Here is a 13479-nt window from a genome sequence, read left to right on the forward strand (position 1 = left end):
GCGGGCAATGTCGGCCGCGGAAACAAAACTATGGCGCCTGCCCCGCAACCGCGCCAGCGACGTTCATCTTGTGAATCGGTGACCATCAGGCCAGCCGATGGCCGTTGTCGATCAGCTTGACGGCAGCCTCGGTGGAGCCTGCGACTGGATTTCCTGGATGGTTTCGATCTGCTCGTGGGCGACATGCACCCCGGTCAGTTCGCCAATCAATCGCCAGTGATCGTCGAGCCCGGCACTGATGGTGGCCATGCGGTCGATCATCCGCCGACCAGCGTCGCGGGTAGTCTGATCGTTGCTGCGCAGCAGTTCGAAAGACATCGAAGTCATCGACGCGGTCAGGTGCGTCAGGGAGCGGGCTGTAAGGCCAAGCAATTCCATAAGTTGCTGTTCTTTCGATTCCATTGCGGTGGCTTCCTGCGTCGCTCGTGACTTATTTATAACCCAGCACTTTGCATTAGCAAATATTTCAGATCAGACGTACTGTTGCGAAATTCAGCGAATATCCAGGCGCAAACCGACCCACAATGCGTTATCCGCGCCCCGTTTGATTGCCAAGCCGCGCAGGCCCGGTGTACAAATGGCCCGCTGCTGTCAGGAAACAGGCTTCAAATGCGCGACTGCGGTCATCCCGTAGCCCCTCTGAAATCCCCTAAAAACCGTAGCCCTATTGGTAAGACGCGACATTTAATTATAAGATCGCGCCTTCCCCTATTTCGTCGCCCCGTGCGGCTTACGCCGCAGGTCTCGCCCGTTGTTCCGTCAAACAAGGCTTTGAGCATCTGCGGTTTGTAGCAAAAAGGTAGTCAATGATGAGCGCAAGGCACTTTCTCTCCCTGATGGATTGCACGCCCGAAGAGCTGGTCAGCGTGATCCGTCGAGGCGTTGAGCTCAAAGACCTGCGTAACCGCGGCGTACTGTTCGAGCCCCTGAAAAACCGCGTGCTCGGGATGATTTTCGAAAAGTCTTCGACCCGCACCCGCATTTCCTTCGAAGCCGGCATGATCCAGCTCGGTGGCCAGGCGATATTCCTGTCGCCCCGTGACACCCAACTGGGCCGCGGCGAACCGATCGGCGACTGCGCCATCGTCATGTCGAGCATGCTCGATGCGGTGATGATCCGCACCTTTGCCCACAGCAATCTGACCGAGTTCGCCGCCAACTCGCGCGTACCGGTGATCAACGGTCTGTCCGACGACCTGCATCCTTGTCAGTTGCTGGCCGACATGCAGACCTTCCTCGAACACCGCGGCTCGATCCAGGGCAAGACCGTGGCCTGGATCGGCGACGGCAACAATATGTGCAACAGCTATATAGAAGCGGCGATCCAGTTCGACTTCCAGTTGCGCGTTGCCTGCCCGGAAGGTTACGAGCCCAACCCCGAATTCGTGGCCAAGGCTGGGGACCGGGTGACCATCGTTCGCGATCCGCAAGACGCCGTACGCGGCGCCCACCTGGTGAGCACCGACGTCTGGACCTCGATGGGCCAGGAGGAAGAGACCGCCAAGCGCCTTCAGCTGTTCGCGCCCTACCAGGTCAACCGCGCACTGCTCGACCTGGCCGCGCCGGACGTGCTGTTCATGCATTGCCTGCCTGCGCACCGCGGCGAAGAAATCAGCGTCGACCTGCTCGACGACGCACGCTCGGTCGCCTGGGATCAAGCTGAAAACCGCTTGCATGCACAAAAGGCCCTGCTCGAGTTTCTCGTTGAACCGGCGTATCACCACGCATGAGCCAGCCATTACTGCTCAACCTGCGCAACCTCGCCTGCGGTTATCAAGACCAGCGTGTGGTGCAAAACCTCAACCTGCATTTGAACGCCGGTGACATCGGTTGCCTGCTCGGTTCTTCAGGCTGCGGCAAGACCACCACCCTGCGCGCCATAGCCGGTTTCGAGCCGGTGCACGAAGGTGACATCCAGCTGGCAGGAGAAACCATCTCCAGCGCCGGTTTCACCCTCTCGCCGGAGAAGCGCCGGATTGGCATGGTGTTCCAGGACTACGCATTGTTTCCGCACCTGAGTGTGGCCGACAACATCGCCTTCGGGATTCGCAAGCATCCGCAAAAGGATCGCGTCACCGAAGAGTTGCTGGAGCTGGTCAACCTCAAAGGCCTCGGCAAGCGCTTCCCCCACGAACTCTCCGGTGGTCAGCAGCAACGCGTTGCCCTGGCCCGCGCCCTGGCGCCCGAGCCGCAGTTGCTGTTGCTCGACGAACCGTTCTCCAATCTCGATGGCGAACTGCGCCGCAAGCTCAGCCACGAAGTGCGCGACATTCTCAAGGCCCGTGGCACCAGCGCGATTCTGGTGACCCACGATCAGGAAGAAGCCTTCGCGGTCAGCGATCATGTGGGTGTTTTCAAGGAAGGACGGCTGGAGCAGTGGGATACGCCCTACAACCTCTATCACGAACCGCTGACGCCCTACGTGGCCAGCTTCATCGGCCAGGGGTACTTCATTCGTGGCCAACTCAGCAGCCCGGAGTCGGTGCAAACCGAGCTGGGCGAGTTGCGCGGTAACCGGGCCTATACCTGGCCGGTAGGCGGCGCAGTGGACGTACTGCTGCGTCCGGACGATATCGTTTATGCACCAGACAGCGCATTGAAGGTACGAATCGTCGGCAAGTCTTTCCAGGGCGCATCAACGCTCTATCGCCTGCAATTGCCGACCGGTACCCAGCTGGAGTCGATCTTCCCGAGCCATGTCGATCAACAGATCGGTGCCGAGGTGGGCATTCGTGTCTCTGCCGAACACCTGGTGCTATTCCAGGCGAGCGGCAGTATGGCGGCGCAGATTCCGACCGTTGAATCGGGTGTGCGGCGGTACAGCAGCGTTAGTTAATCAACACCTTCCCTGTAGGAGCGAGCCTGCTCGCGATGACGGTTTCACATTCAACAACAATGTTGGCTGATGTACCGCTATCGCGAGCAGGCTCGCTCCTACAACGGATTTGCATTAGCCCAGCATCAGCGTGCCGCTGGCCACCAGCGTTGCATTCCCGCCTATCTTCACCCGATCCCCTTCCAGCCGGCAGAACAACTCCCCGCCCCGCGCCGAGCACTGGTAAGCCGTCAAACCCGACTTGCCCAGACGTTTCGACCAATACGGAATCAGGCTGCAATGGGTCGATCCGGTCACCGGGTCTTCGTTGATGCCAATCGCCGGCGCGAAGTAGCGCGAGACGAAATCATGTTTGCTGCCCCGGGCCGTGACGATGGCGCCCAGCCACGGCAGTTTTGCCAATGCGGCCATGTCCGGTTTGCAATCGAGCACGGCCTGCTCAGACTCCAGCACCACGAACAATTCATTCGAGCCGAGCACGTCTACTGCTTCCACGCCGAGCGCACGCTCGACATCGAGGGTCACGCCCACTTCCGACGGGATGATCGTCGGAAAATCCAGCCACAAACGTCCACCCTCGCGACTGACGCTCAGTGGGCCTGACTTGCAGGTGAAGTCCAGGCGCTCGACCGGTTCCTTGTAGATCTCGAACAAAACATGGGCACTGGCCAACGTCGCGTGCCCGCACAGCGGGACTTCGGTGGACGGGGTAAACCAGCGGATGTGCCAGCCCAGCCCTTCTCGTACGACGAAAGCCGTTTCGGCAAGGTTGTGTTCGGCGGCGATCTTCTGCATCAACTCATCGGCGAGCCAGGCGTCCAGCCGATAGACCATTGCCGGGTTGCCGCTAAATGGTTGATCGCTGAACGCGTCGACCTGATGAAACTCGAGTTGCATAACCATCTCCCTGTGTCAGGTCGCCGAGCATGAGGTCGCCGAGAAAAACGCACCAGTGACAGAACAGCCCGATTTTCCCCATACAGCGACGTATCCAGCCCCTCAGGTGCGGCCGATGTCGGCGAACTTCGCCTGAGTATGTTCGGCCAGCACCGCCGGGGCCAATTCGACCTCCAGGCCACGCCGACCGGCACTGACGAAAATGCTCGCCAAGGGCTGGGCAGAATTGTCTATAAATGTGCGCAAGCGCTTCTTTTGCCCCAGCGGGCTGATCCCGCCCAGCAGATACCCCGTAGCGCGTTGCGCAGCTGCGGGGTCGGCCATTTCGACTTTTTTCACCCCGGCGGCGTGGGCCAGGTGTTTCAAATCCAGGCTGCCGCCAACTGGCACCACCGCCACCAGCAATTCACCCTTTTCACTGGCCGCCAGCAAAGTCTTGAACACTTGCGCCGGGTCCAGTCCAAGCTTCTCTGCAGCCTCCAATCCGTAAGACGCAGCTTTCGGATCATGTTCATAACTGTGCACCCGGTGTTCGGCGCGAACCTTTTTCAGCAAATCCAATGCGGGGGTCATGGCAGCTCCAGACTGGGAGACAGTAAAAAAATCTTGCGCGGAATTCTAGGACATTGATACGCAAAAGGCTCTATCCCGGTGCCGGTTGAACAGGCCACCAATCAGCACCTGTTGGGATCATTCACAGGATTAATAGTTTATTTATGACCAATGGTTCACTTTCGACCTTTGACAGCAGTGTTTCTTGTCTATATTTTTTCGTTTATGAAACTGTACGAAACGTCTTACCGCAGTGCCCAGCTGTAAACCGGGACAGGATGGGGATCCTGCCTTGGGGAAAAACGCGCTCTGACCATGATGGAATGAAAGCGCCAGACAAGAAAAAAAATGAGGTTTCAATGACTACCGCTTTACAACAACCGTCCCTCTCGAGCCAATGCATGGCCGAATTTTTAGGTACTGCGCTGCTGATCTTTTTTGGTACGGGTTGTGTTGCCGCGCTCAAGGTCGCGGGCGCCAGCTTCGGTTTGTGGGAAATCAGCATCATCTGGGGCGTCGGCGTGAGCATGGCCATCTACTTGACCGCCGGGGTTTCCGGAGCACATCTCAATCCAGCCGTCAGCATTGCACTGAGCATTTTTGCCGATTTCGAAAAGCGCAAACTGCCGTTCTATATCTTTGCCCAGATCGCTGGCGCCTTTTGCGGCGCCCTGTTGGTGTACACGCTGTACAGCAACCTTTTCTTCGATTTCGAACAAACCCACCATATGGTTCGCGGCACCCAAGCCAGCCTTGAACTGGCCTCGGTGTTTTCCACGTTTCCCAACCCCAGCCTGACCACGGCGCAAGCGTTCCTGGTGGAAGTGATCATCACCGCCATCCTGATGGGTGTGATCATGTCGCTGACCGACGATAACAATGGCCTGCCCAATGGCCCGCTGGCGCCGATCCTGATTGGCTTGTTGATTGCGGTCATTGGCAGTTCGATGGGACCGCTGACCGGTTTCGCGATGAACCCTGCGCGCGACTTCGGCCCCAAGCTGATGACTTTCTTCACGGGGTGGGGCGATATTTCCTTCACCGGCGATCGCGATATTCCGTATTTCCTGATTCCGATATTTGCACCGATCGTCGGTGCCTGCCTGGGTGCAGCCGCTTATCGCGGCTTGATCGCCCGCCATCTACCGAGCACCGAGCCCGCAATGAAGGAAGCAACACCGGCCATTGACGGCAAACCGAGAATTTCTTGATACCGTTGGCGCATGATCCTGCCGAACAGATCGCGCGCCAGCACTCGCTCCCATATTTCGTCCAAGGCAATCGACATGACCGACACTCAGAATAAGAACTACATCATTGCCCTCGATCAGGGTACGACCAGCTCCCGCGCGATCATTTTCGACCGCGACGCCAACGTGGTCTGCACCGCCCAGCGGGAGTTCGCACAGCACTACCCGCAAGCCGGCTGGGTCGAACATGACCCGATGGAGATCTTTGCCACGCAAAGCGCGGTGATGGTCGAGGCGCTGGCGCAAGCCGGCCTGCATCACGATCAGGTCGCGGCCATCGGTATCACCAACCAGCGTGAAACCACGGTGGTCTGGGACAAGAACACCGGGCGTCCGATCTACAACGCCATTGTATGGCAGTGCCGACGCAGCACCGAAATCTGCCAGCAGCTCAAGCGCGATGGCCATGAGCAATACATCAGCGACACCACGGGCCTGGTCACCGACCCGTACTTTTCCGGCACCAAGCTCAAATGGATTCTCGACAACGTCGAAGGCAGCCGTGAGCGCGCGCGCAACGGTGAATTGCTGTTCGGAACCGTCGACAGCTGGCTGATCTGGAAATTTACCGGCGGCAAAGTGCATGTCACCGACTACACCAACGCCTCGCGCACCATGCTCTTCAACATCCACACCCTGGAGTGGGATACGAAGATGCTGGAGGTGCTGGATATCCCCCGGGAAATGCTGCCGCAAGTGAAGTCGTCATCGGAAATCTACGGCCAGACCAAAAGCGGCATCGCCATCGGCGGTATCGCTGGCGATCAGCAAGCGGCGTTGTTCGGCCAGATGTGTGTCGAGGCCGGTCAGGCCAAAAACACCTACGGCACCGGCTGCTTCCTGTTGATGAACACCGGCGACAAAGCCGTGAAATCCAACCACGGCATGCTCACCACCATCGCCTGCGGCCCGCGCGGCGAAGTGGCCTATGCGCTGGAAGGCGCGGTGTTCAACGGCGGCTCCACCGTGCAATGGCTGCGTGACGAGTTGAAGATCATCAACGACGCCCACGACACTGAATACTTCGCCAACAAGGTCAAGGACAGCAACGGCGTGTACCTGGTGCCGGCCTTTACCGGTCTTGGCGCTCCCTACTGGGACCCGTATGCCCGTGGCGCGCTGTTCGGCCTGACCCGCGGTGTACGCGTGGATCACATCATCCGTGCCGCACTGGAGTCGATCGCCTATCAGACTCGCGACGTGCTCGACGCCATGCAGCAAGACTCCGGCGAACGCCTCAAGGCCCTGCGCGTGGATGGTGGAGCGGTAGCGAACAACTTCCTCATGCAGTTCCAGGCCGACATTCTCGGTACTCAGGTCGAGCGCCCGCAAATGCGTGAAACCACGGCGCTGGGTGCCGCTTACCTGGCCGGCCTGGCGTGTGGCTTCTGGGGTAGCCTGGAAGAGTTGCGCGGCAAGGCTGTGATCGAGCGCAAGTTCGAACCGACCCTGGACGAAGCGGCGAAGGAAAAGCTTTACGCCGGCTGGAAAAAAGCGGTCAGCCGCACTCGCGATTGGGCCTCTGAAGACGAAGCTGAATAAGCCAACCAGCAGACTCGCATCTGTATGTAACTGGCAGGGAGCGGATTCCTGCGGCATCATGGGCAAATTTTGCACGGCAGCCCAAAGGACGCCCCATGAATCTGCCTCCCCGTCAGCAGCAAATCCTCGAACTGGTTCGCGAACGCGGCTACGTCAGTATCGAGGAAATGGCCACGCTGTTCGTTGTTACTCCGCAAACCATCCGCCGCGATATCAATCAGCTCGCGGAAGCCAATTTGCTGCGTCGTTACCACGGCGGCGCGGCTTACGACTCCAGTGTCGAAAACACCGCTTACGCCATGCGTGCCGATCAGATGCGCGATGAAAAGCAGCGTATCGGCGAAGCCATTGCCGCACAGATCCCGGATCACGCGTCGCTGTTCATCAACATCGGCACGACGACCGAATCCATCGCCCGCGCCCTGCTCAATCACAACCATCTGAAGATCATCACCAACAACCTGCATGTGGCCTCGATGCTCAGTGCCAAGGACGACTTCGACGTGCTGCTGACCGGCGGCAACGTGCGGCGTGACGGTGGCGTGGTGGGTCAGGCCAGTGTCGATTTCATCAACCAGTTCAAGGTCGACTTCGCCCTGGTCGGGATCAGCGGCATCGATGAAGACGGCAGTTTGCTGGATTTCGATTATCAGGAAGTGCGGGTGTCCCAGGCGATCATCGCCAATGCCCGACAAGTGATCCTCGCCGCCGACTCCAGCAAATTCGGGCGCAACGCCATGATTCGCCTGGGGCCGATCAGCCTGGTCGATTGCCTGGTGACCGATCAGCAGCCTTCCCCGGCGCTGGCGCAGTTGTTGAGCCAGCACAAGGTTAGATTGGAAGTCGTTTAAGCACCCCCCTCCCCTGTGGCGAGGGAGCTTGCTCCCGTTGGGCTGCGAGGCAGCCCTTCCACCATTCAATCGAGTTCCCTCAGAATCATCGGATCAGCCGTCAATGCGACGGCTTCGCCGCCGAGCGGGAGCAAGCTCCCTCGCCACAAAAGCCCTCCGCTAACGCTTCAATGTTCGTAAATTTTCCTTTCACCGCCCTTCGATGAGTATTTTCAATCGAAGCTGACTGGCTGTGCGCATCTTTATGGGCTAGTATTTTCGCAAATGAACATTTATGTTCGTAATCAAATACAGAAAATCAAAAACACCCGAGGCCTTAGCCGATGCCCACTTCCACCTTGCCTACGCCCCCTCTTGCCGAGGTCTACGATATCGCCGTCATTGGTGGCGGGATCAATGGTGTAGGGATCGCAGCGGACGCCGCAGGCCGTGGCCTTTCAGTGTTCCTTTGCGAAAAGGATGACTTGGCCAGCCACACATCGTCAGCCAGCAGCAAGCTGATCCATGGCGGCCTGCGCTACCTCGAACATTACGAATTTCGTCTGGTGCGCGAAGCGTTGGCCGAGCGCGAAGTGCTGCTGGCCAAGGCGCCGCATATCGTCAAGCAAATGCGCTTCGTGTTGCCGCACCGCCCTCATCTGCGTCCAGCCTGGATGATCCGCGCCGGGCTGTTTCTGTATGACAACCTCGGCAAACGCGAACAACTCCAGGGCTCGAAAAGCCTGAAGTTTGCTGCGGACAGCGCACTGAAAAGCGAAATCACCAAAGGCTTCGAGTATTCCGACTGCTGGGTCGACGATGCGCGCCTGGTAGTGCTCAATGCCATGGAAGCCCGGGAAAAAGGTGCCCACGTTCATACTCAGACCCGTTGCGTCAGCGCTCGTCGCACCAAGGGGCTGTGGCACCTGCACCTGGAACGCGCCGACGGCAGCCTGTTTTCGATTCGTGCCAAGGCACTGGTGAACGCGGCCGGCCCCTGGGTCGCCAAGTTCATTCGTGATGACCTGAAAATGGAATCGCCGTACGGCATCCGTCTGATCCAGGGCAGCCACCTGATCGTGCCGAAGCTGTACGAAGGCGAACATGCGCACATTCTGCAAAACGAAGACCAGCGCATCGTGTTCACCATTCCGTACCTGAACCACTTCACCCTGATCGGCACCACCGACCGCGAGTACACCGGCGACCCTGCCGCGGTTGCAATCACCGATGGCGAAACCGATTACCTGTTGAAAGTGGTCAACGCCCACTTCAAAAAACAGATCAGCCGGGACGATATCCTGCACAGTTATTCCGGCGTGCGTCCGCTGTGCAACGACGAATCGGACAATCCGTCGGCGGTGACTCGTGATTACACCCTCGCCCTGTCGGGCTCCGGCGAAGAAGCCCCGTTGCTGTCGGTATTCGGCGGCAAGCTGACCACGTACCGCAAACTGGCCGAGTCGGCGTTGGCGCAATTGACACCGTACTTCTCGCACATCAAACCGAGCTGGACCGCCGATTCGCCCCTGCCAGGCGGCGAAGACATGACGACCCCGCAGGCGTTGAGCTCGAAAATTCGTGACCGGTTCGACTGGGTTCCGACCGAAATCTCGCGTCGCTGGGCCACCACCTACGGCAGCCGGACCTGGCGCATGCTCGAAGGGGTGCAGGACCTTGGCGATCTGGGCGAACACATCGGCGGCGGTCTCTATACCCGCGAAGTTGACTACCTGTGCAGCGAAGAATGGGCCACCACCGCCCATGACATTCTGTGGCGCCGCAGCAAGCTAGGCCTGTTAACCACGCCGGAGGAACAGGACAAGCTCAAGGACTACCTGAACAAGGTCGAGCAAAACCGCAGCAAGATCGAAGCGGCCTGATTGGTTTCCCGATCAAACAAAAGCCCCTGAATCTCACGATTCAGGGGCTTTTTTCGTAACGGCGCAATCATTCACGCAGATCAGATTCATGAATGGGTTGATCACGATGAGTAGCCCGTTGGTACTGCGCCGGCCAGATGGCCTTGCGTCCCCCGAGATCGTCGTCCGCATGCAGCGGCCAGTACGGGTCGCGCAACAACTCACGGGCCAGGAAAATGATATCCGCCTGACAGGTGCGCAGAATGTGTTCGGCCTGTGCCGGCTCGGTAATCATGCCGACAGTGCCGGTGGCGATTTCCGCTTCCTTGCGGACCTTTTCCGCGAAGCGCGTCTGATAACCAGGGCCGGTCGGAATTTCCGCGTTGACCGCCGTGCCACCCGACGAAACATCGATCAAATCGACCCCCAGGGTTTTCAGGCGTCGCGCCAGCTCGACGGTTTCATCCGGGTTCCAGCCATCCTCGACCCAGTCCGTGGCCGAGACCCGGACAAACAGCGGCAACTCTTGCGGCCACACCGCGCGCACGGCTTCGGTAACTTGCAACACCAGGCGAATGCGGTTTTCGAACGAGCCGCCCCATTGATCGCGCCGCTGATTACTCAGCGGTGAGAGGAATTGATGCAACAGATAACCATGGGCCGCATGCACTTCCACTACTTTGAAACCGGCGGCCAACGCGCGCTTGGCGGAATCGACGAAGGCCTGAATCACATCAGCGATTTCACCATCGTCAAGCTGTTTGGGTTGCGTGTGCTGTGGATCAAAAGCAATGGGCGACGGCCCGACCGGCAACCAGCCACCGTCTTCAGGTTTTACGCTGCCATGTTTGCCGAGCCAAGGGCGCCAGGTGCTGGCCTTGCGACCGGCATGGGCCAACTGGATACCCGCAACGCCACCCTGGGCGGCAATGAAGCGAGTGATGCGTTGCAGCGGCTCGATCTGCTCATCGTTCCACAGACCAAGGTCCTGCGCGGTAATCCGCCCGTCGGCCGTGACCGCCGTGGCTTCGGTAAACACCAGCCCGGCCCCGCCGATGGCACGGCTGCCGAGGTGGACCAGGTGCCAATCATTGGCCAGACCATCGACGCTCGAATACTGGCACATTGGCGACACCGCAATGCGGTTGAGCAGGGTCAATTGGCGAAGGGTATAGGGTTCAAGCAGCAGACTCATGGGGCACCTCTCGAATCAGTGGGCAGGCTCCAGGGTTCTGTTTGAAAGTCGACGAGTGACAGGAAAAAGGTACAACACCCGCCCCCGCGGGCAAAAGAATTCGACAAGACGTCACAAGGAAAATCAAGCAGTGCTTAGAGCCTAGTCGACATCGAGGGATGAGGGAGGGTTCAGAAAGGTTGCGAGTCAGAAAGATCGCTTTCGCGGGCAAACCTCGCGCCTACAGATTTCGGTAATCCGTAGGAGCGAGGCTTGCCCGCGAAGGGGTCAACGCGGTTCTATGTGGGCAATCATCAACTGAACCGTCTCGTTTCCACGAAACTCGTTGACGTCGAGTTTGTAAGCCAATTCGACCCACTTGATGGTCGGATTCGGCCAGACGTCGCGGTCGATGCCAAAGGCAATGCCGTCGAGCTTGACCGAACCACACTCGCTCCTCAGTACCACTTTGAGGTGCCGTTCGCCAACCACGCGCTGCTCCACCAGTTGAAACACCCCGTGAAACAGCGGCTCAGGAAAGTGCTGTCCCCAAGGCCCGGCATGGCGCAGTGCCCGGGCAAGCTCCAGGTGAAACTCCTCGACCGCCAGGGTGCCGTCCGACAGCAGGCGCCCGGTCAGGTCTTCTTCACGCAATTGCCGGCGGACTTCAGCGTCAAACGCCTCGGCGAACAACGGAAAGTTGTCTTGCGCCAGCGTAAGGCCCGCCGCCATCGCATGACCGCCGTACTTGGTGATCAGGTTCGGATGCTGCGCCGCGACCACACTCAGTGCATCGCGGATGTGAAAGCCCTGCACCGAACGTCCCGAGCCCTTGAGCAGACCATCGCCAGCATCGGCAAAAGCGATGGTCGGACGGAAGTAGCGTTCTTTCATGCGCGACGCGAGGATACCGATGACGCCCTGGTGCCACTCAGGATCGAACAGGCACAAACCGAACGGCATCGATTCCAGCGGCAGGTCCTTGAGCTGGGCCAGCGCTTCACGCTGCATGCCCTGTTCGATGGATTTGCGGTCCTGGTTCATGCCGTCCAGTTGGGCAGCCATTTCACGGGCCAGGCCGGCGTCTTCGGTCAGCAGGCATTCGATGCCCAGACTCATGTCATCCAGACGACCTGCCGCGTTCAGGCGCGGACCGACAATAAAGCCCAGGTCGGTCGAGGTAATGCGCGCATGATCACGCTTGGCCACTTCCAGGATCGCCTTGACGCCCGGCCGGGCACGGCCTGCTCGAATCCGTTCCAGGCCCTGATGCACCAGAATCCGGTTGTTGGCATCCAGTGGCACCACATCGGCAACACTGCCCAGCGCCACCAGATCCAGCAGCTCGCCGATGTTCGGTTGCGGCTTGTCCGTGTACCAGCCGAGCTCGCGCAACCGCGCGCGCAAAGCCATCAGCACATAAAAAATCACCCCGACACCGGCCAGCGCCTTGCTCGGGAATTCACATCCCGGCTGGTTCGGATTGACGATGGCATCGGCCAACGGCAATTCGTCGCCGGGCAAGTGGTGATCGGTGACCAGTACGTTGAGCCCGGCCTTCTTCGCCGCCGCCACGCCATCGACACTGGAGATGCCGTTGTCCACCGTGATCAACAAATGCGGCTGGCGCTCCAGTGCCACCGCGACGATTTCCGGCGTCAGGCCGTAGCCGTAGTCGAATCGATTGGGCACCAGATAATCGACATGCGCCGCACCCAGCAAACGCAGGCCCAAAGTGCCCACGGTACTGGCCGTCGCGCCATCGGCGTCAAAGTCGCCGACGATCAGGATCCGCTGACGTTGCTCGAGGGCGACTACCAACAGATCCACCGCCGCCTCGATGCCCTTAAGCTTCTGGAACGGGATCAACCGCGCCAGGCTCTTGTCCAGTTCGGCTTCGGATTGCACACCCCGCGCCGCATACAGGCGGGTCAGCAAAGGTGGAATATCACCGAGGAAGGGCAAGGTGTCGGGCAACAGGCGAGGTTCGATGCGCATGGGGTGACAGGTGCTTCTCTAGAATGTGGGATATCTGGGGAATGGCGCAGCCTCAGCCGCGTTCGCCCAGCAGCCAGGTCAGCTGGACTTCGTGTTGACCGCGATCGTCGGTTACGAAAATCGTCCCTTCACTGATCATTACGTCCCACTTGATGACGCGGGGCATGTCTTTGGCCAAGGTTTCCAGCACTTCTTGAGGCACGGCCGCGATGTTGACGTTTTTCAGGTTCTTCACCGCCGGCACCACTTTGCCTTCCCAGACGCGCAGGCTACCGTAAGCCAGCAGACTGGTGCGCTCGGTGCGACGCGAACACCAGGTCAGGCGCTCGGCATCCGGCTGGCCGACTTCGATCCAGTGCAGGACGCGGTCATCCAGACTTTTTTCCCACAAGGCCGGTTCATCCACTTCTGACAGACCACGGCCAAAAGACAGTTGCTCGTTGTACCAGAGTGCGTAGGCCAGCAGGCGCACAGTCATGCGCTCTTCGGTTTCCGAAGGATGACGGGCGATGGTCTGCTTGACGCTCTCGTAGACGCT

At 59.3% G+C, this 13479-nt stretch carries 12 protein-coding genes; 6 read left to right on the plus strand and 6 right to left on the minus strand.

The annotated features are described in order from the left end of the window. Positions 1 to 111 precede the first annotated feature (111 nt). Positions 112 to 402 carry a hypothetical protein gene (locus tag D8U69_RS05555; protein ID WP_056853606.1) on the minus strand — a complete coding sequence of 97 codons (291 nt, stop codon included), beginning with the start codon at positions 400 to 402 and terminating at the stop codon, positions 112 to 114. Positions 403 to 809: 407 nt separating this feature from the next. Between D8U69_RS05555 and argF the strand changes: the two genes are divergently transcribed. Continuing rightward, positions 810 to 1730 carry an ornithine carbamoyltransferase gene (gene argF / locus D8U69_RS05560; protein ID WP_056853607.1) on the plus strand — a complete coding sequence of 307 codons (921 nt, stop codon included), beginning with the start codon at positions 810 to 812 and terminating at the stop codon, positions 1728 to 1730. Next, positions 1727 to 2836 carry an ABC transporter ATP-binding protein gene (locus D8U69_RS05565; RefSeq protein ID WP_130906866.1) on the plus strand — a complete coding sequence of 370 codons (1110 nt, stop codon included), beginning with the start codon at positions 1727 to 1729 and terminating at the stop codon, positions 2834 to 2836. Before argF ends, D8U69_RS05565 begins: the two co-directional genes overlap by 4 nt. Positions 2837 to 2950: 114 nt before the next feature. On the opposite strand, the gene D8U69_RS05570 is transcribed toward D8U69_RS05565, so the two are convergent. After that, positions 2951 to 3733, minus strand: a complete 783-nt coding sequence (locus D8U69_RS05570) for a PhzF family phenazine biosynthesis protein (protein ID WP_056853609.1) — start codon at positions 3731 to 3733, stop codon at positions 2951 to 2953. Between the two features lie 102 nt (positions 3734 to 3835). Further along, entirely contained in the window at positions 3836 to 4306 is a 471-nt protein-coding gene (ybaK, locus tag D8U69_RS05575; RefSeq protein WP_056853610.1) for a Cys-tRNA(Pro) deacylase, read from the minus strand. A gap of 338 nt (positions 4307 to 4644) precedes the next feature. Here ybaK and D8U69_RS05580 point away from each other — a divergent pair, with 338 nt between their 5' ends. From D8U69_RS05580 to glpD, 4 genes are all read left to right on the plus strand, one after another. Continuing rightward, positions 4645 to 5496, plus strand: coding sequence for an MIP/aquaporin family protein (locus D8U69_RS05580; protein WP_130906870.1), 852 nt, complete (start codon positions 4645 to 4647; stop codon positions 5494 to 5496). A 75-nt stretch (positions 5497 to 5571) separates the two neighbouring features. Next, complete coding sequence (gene glpK / locus D8U69_RS05585; RefSeq protein ID WP_130906867.1) at positions 5572 to 7077, plus strand: glycerol kinase GlpK; 1506 nt, start codon at positions 5572 to 5574, stop codon at positions 7075 to 7077. A 95-nt stretch (positions 7078 to 7172) separates the two neighbouring features. After that, complete coding sequence (locus tag D8U69_RS05590; protein ID WP_056853613.1) at positions 7173 to 7928, plus strand: DeoR/GlpR family transcriptional regulator; 756 nt, start codon at positions 7173 to 7175, stop codon at positions 7926 to 7928. Positions 7929 to 8251: 323 nt separating this feature from the next. Beyond that, positions 8252 to 9790 carry a glycerol-3-phosphate dehydrogenase gene (glpD, locus tag D8U69_RS05595; protein ID WP_130906868.1) on the plus strand — a complete coding sequence of 513 codons (1539 nt, stop codon included), beginning with the start codon at positions 8252 to 8254 and terminating at the stop codon, positions 9788 to 9790. Between the two features lie 67 nt (positions 9791 to 9857). Here glpD and D8U69_RS05600 read toward each other — a convergent pair whose 3' ends face one another. The 3 genes from D8U69_RS05600 to D8U69_RS05610 form a co-directional block, all read right to left on the minus strand. Further along, a complete protein-coding gene (locus D8U69_RS05600) occupies positions 9858 to 10964 on the minus strand; it encodes an NADH:flavin oxidoreductase/NADH oxidase (protein WP_130905947.1) in 1107 nt (368 codons plus the stop codon). 267 nt (positions 10965 to 11231) lie between these two features. Beyond that, positions 11232 to 12941: a single-stranded-DNA-specific exonuclease RecJ gene (gene recJ, locus D8U69_RS05605; protein WP_056853616.1), complete on the minus strand. Its 1710-nt coding sequence runs from the start codon at positions 12939 to 12941 to the stop codon at positions 11232 to 11234. A 52-nt stretch (positions 12942 to 12993) separates the two neighbouring features. Next, a partial coding sequence (locus tag D8U69_RS05610) for a YaeQ family protein (RefSeq protein ID WP_130906869.1) occupies positions 12994 to 13479 on the minus strand: 486 nt, incomplete at its 5' end.

Origin of the sequence: Pseudomonas sp. Sample_16 (assembly GCF_004307665.1) — a bacterium.
Classification (GTDB): domain Bacteria; phylum Pseudomonadota; class Gammaproteobacteria; order Pseudomonadales; family Pseudomonadaceae; genus Aquipseudomonas.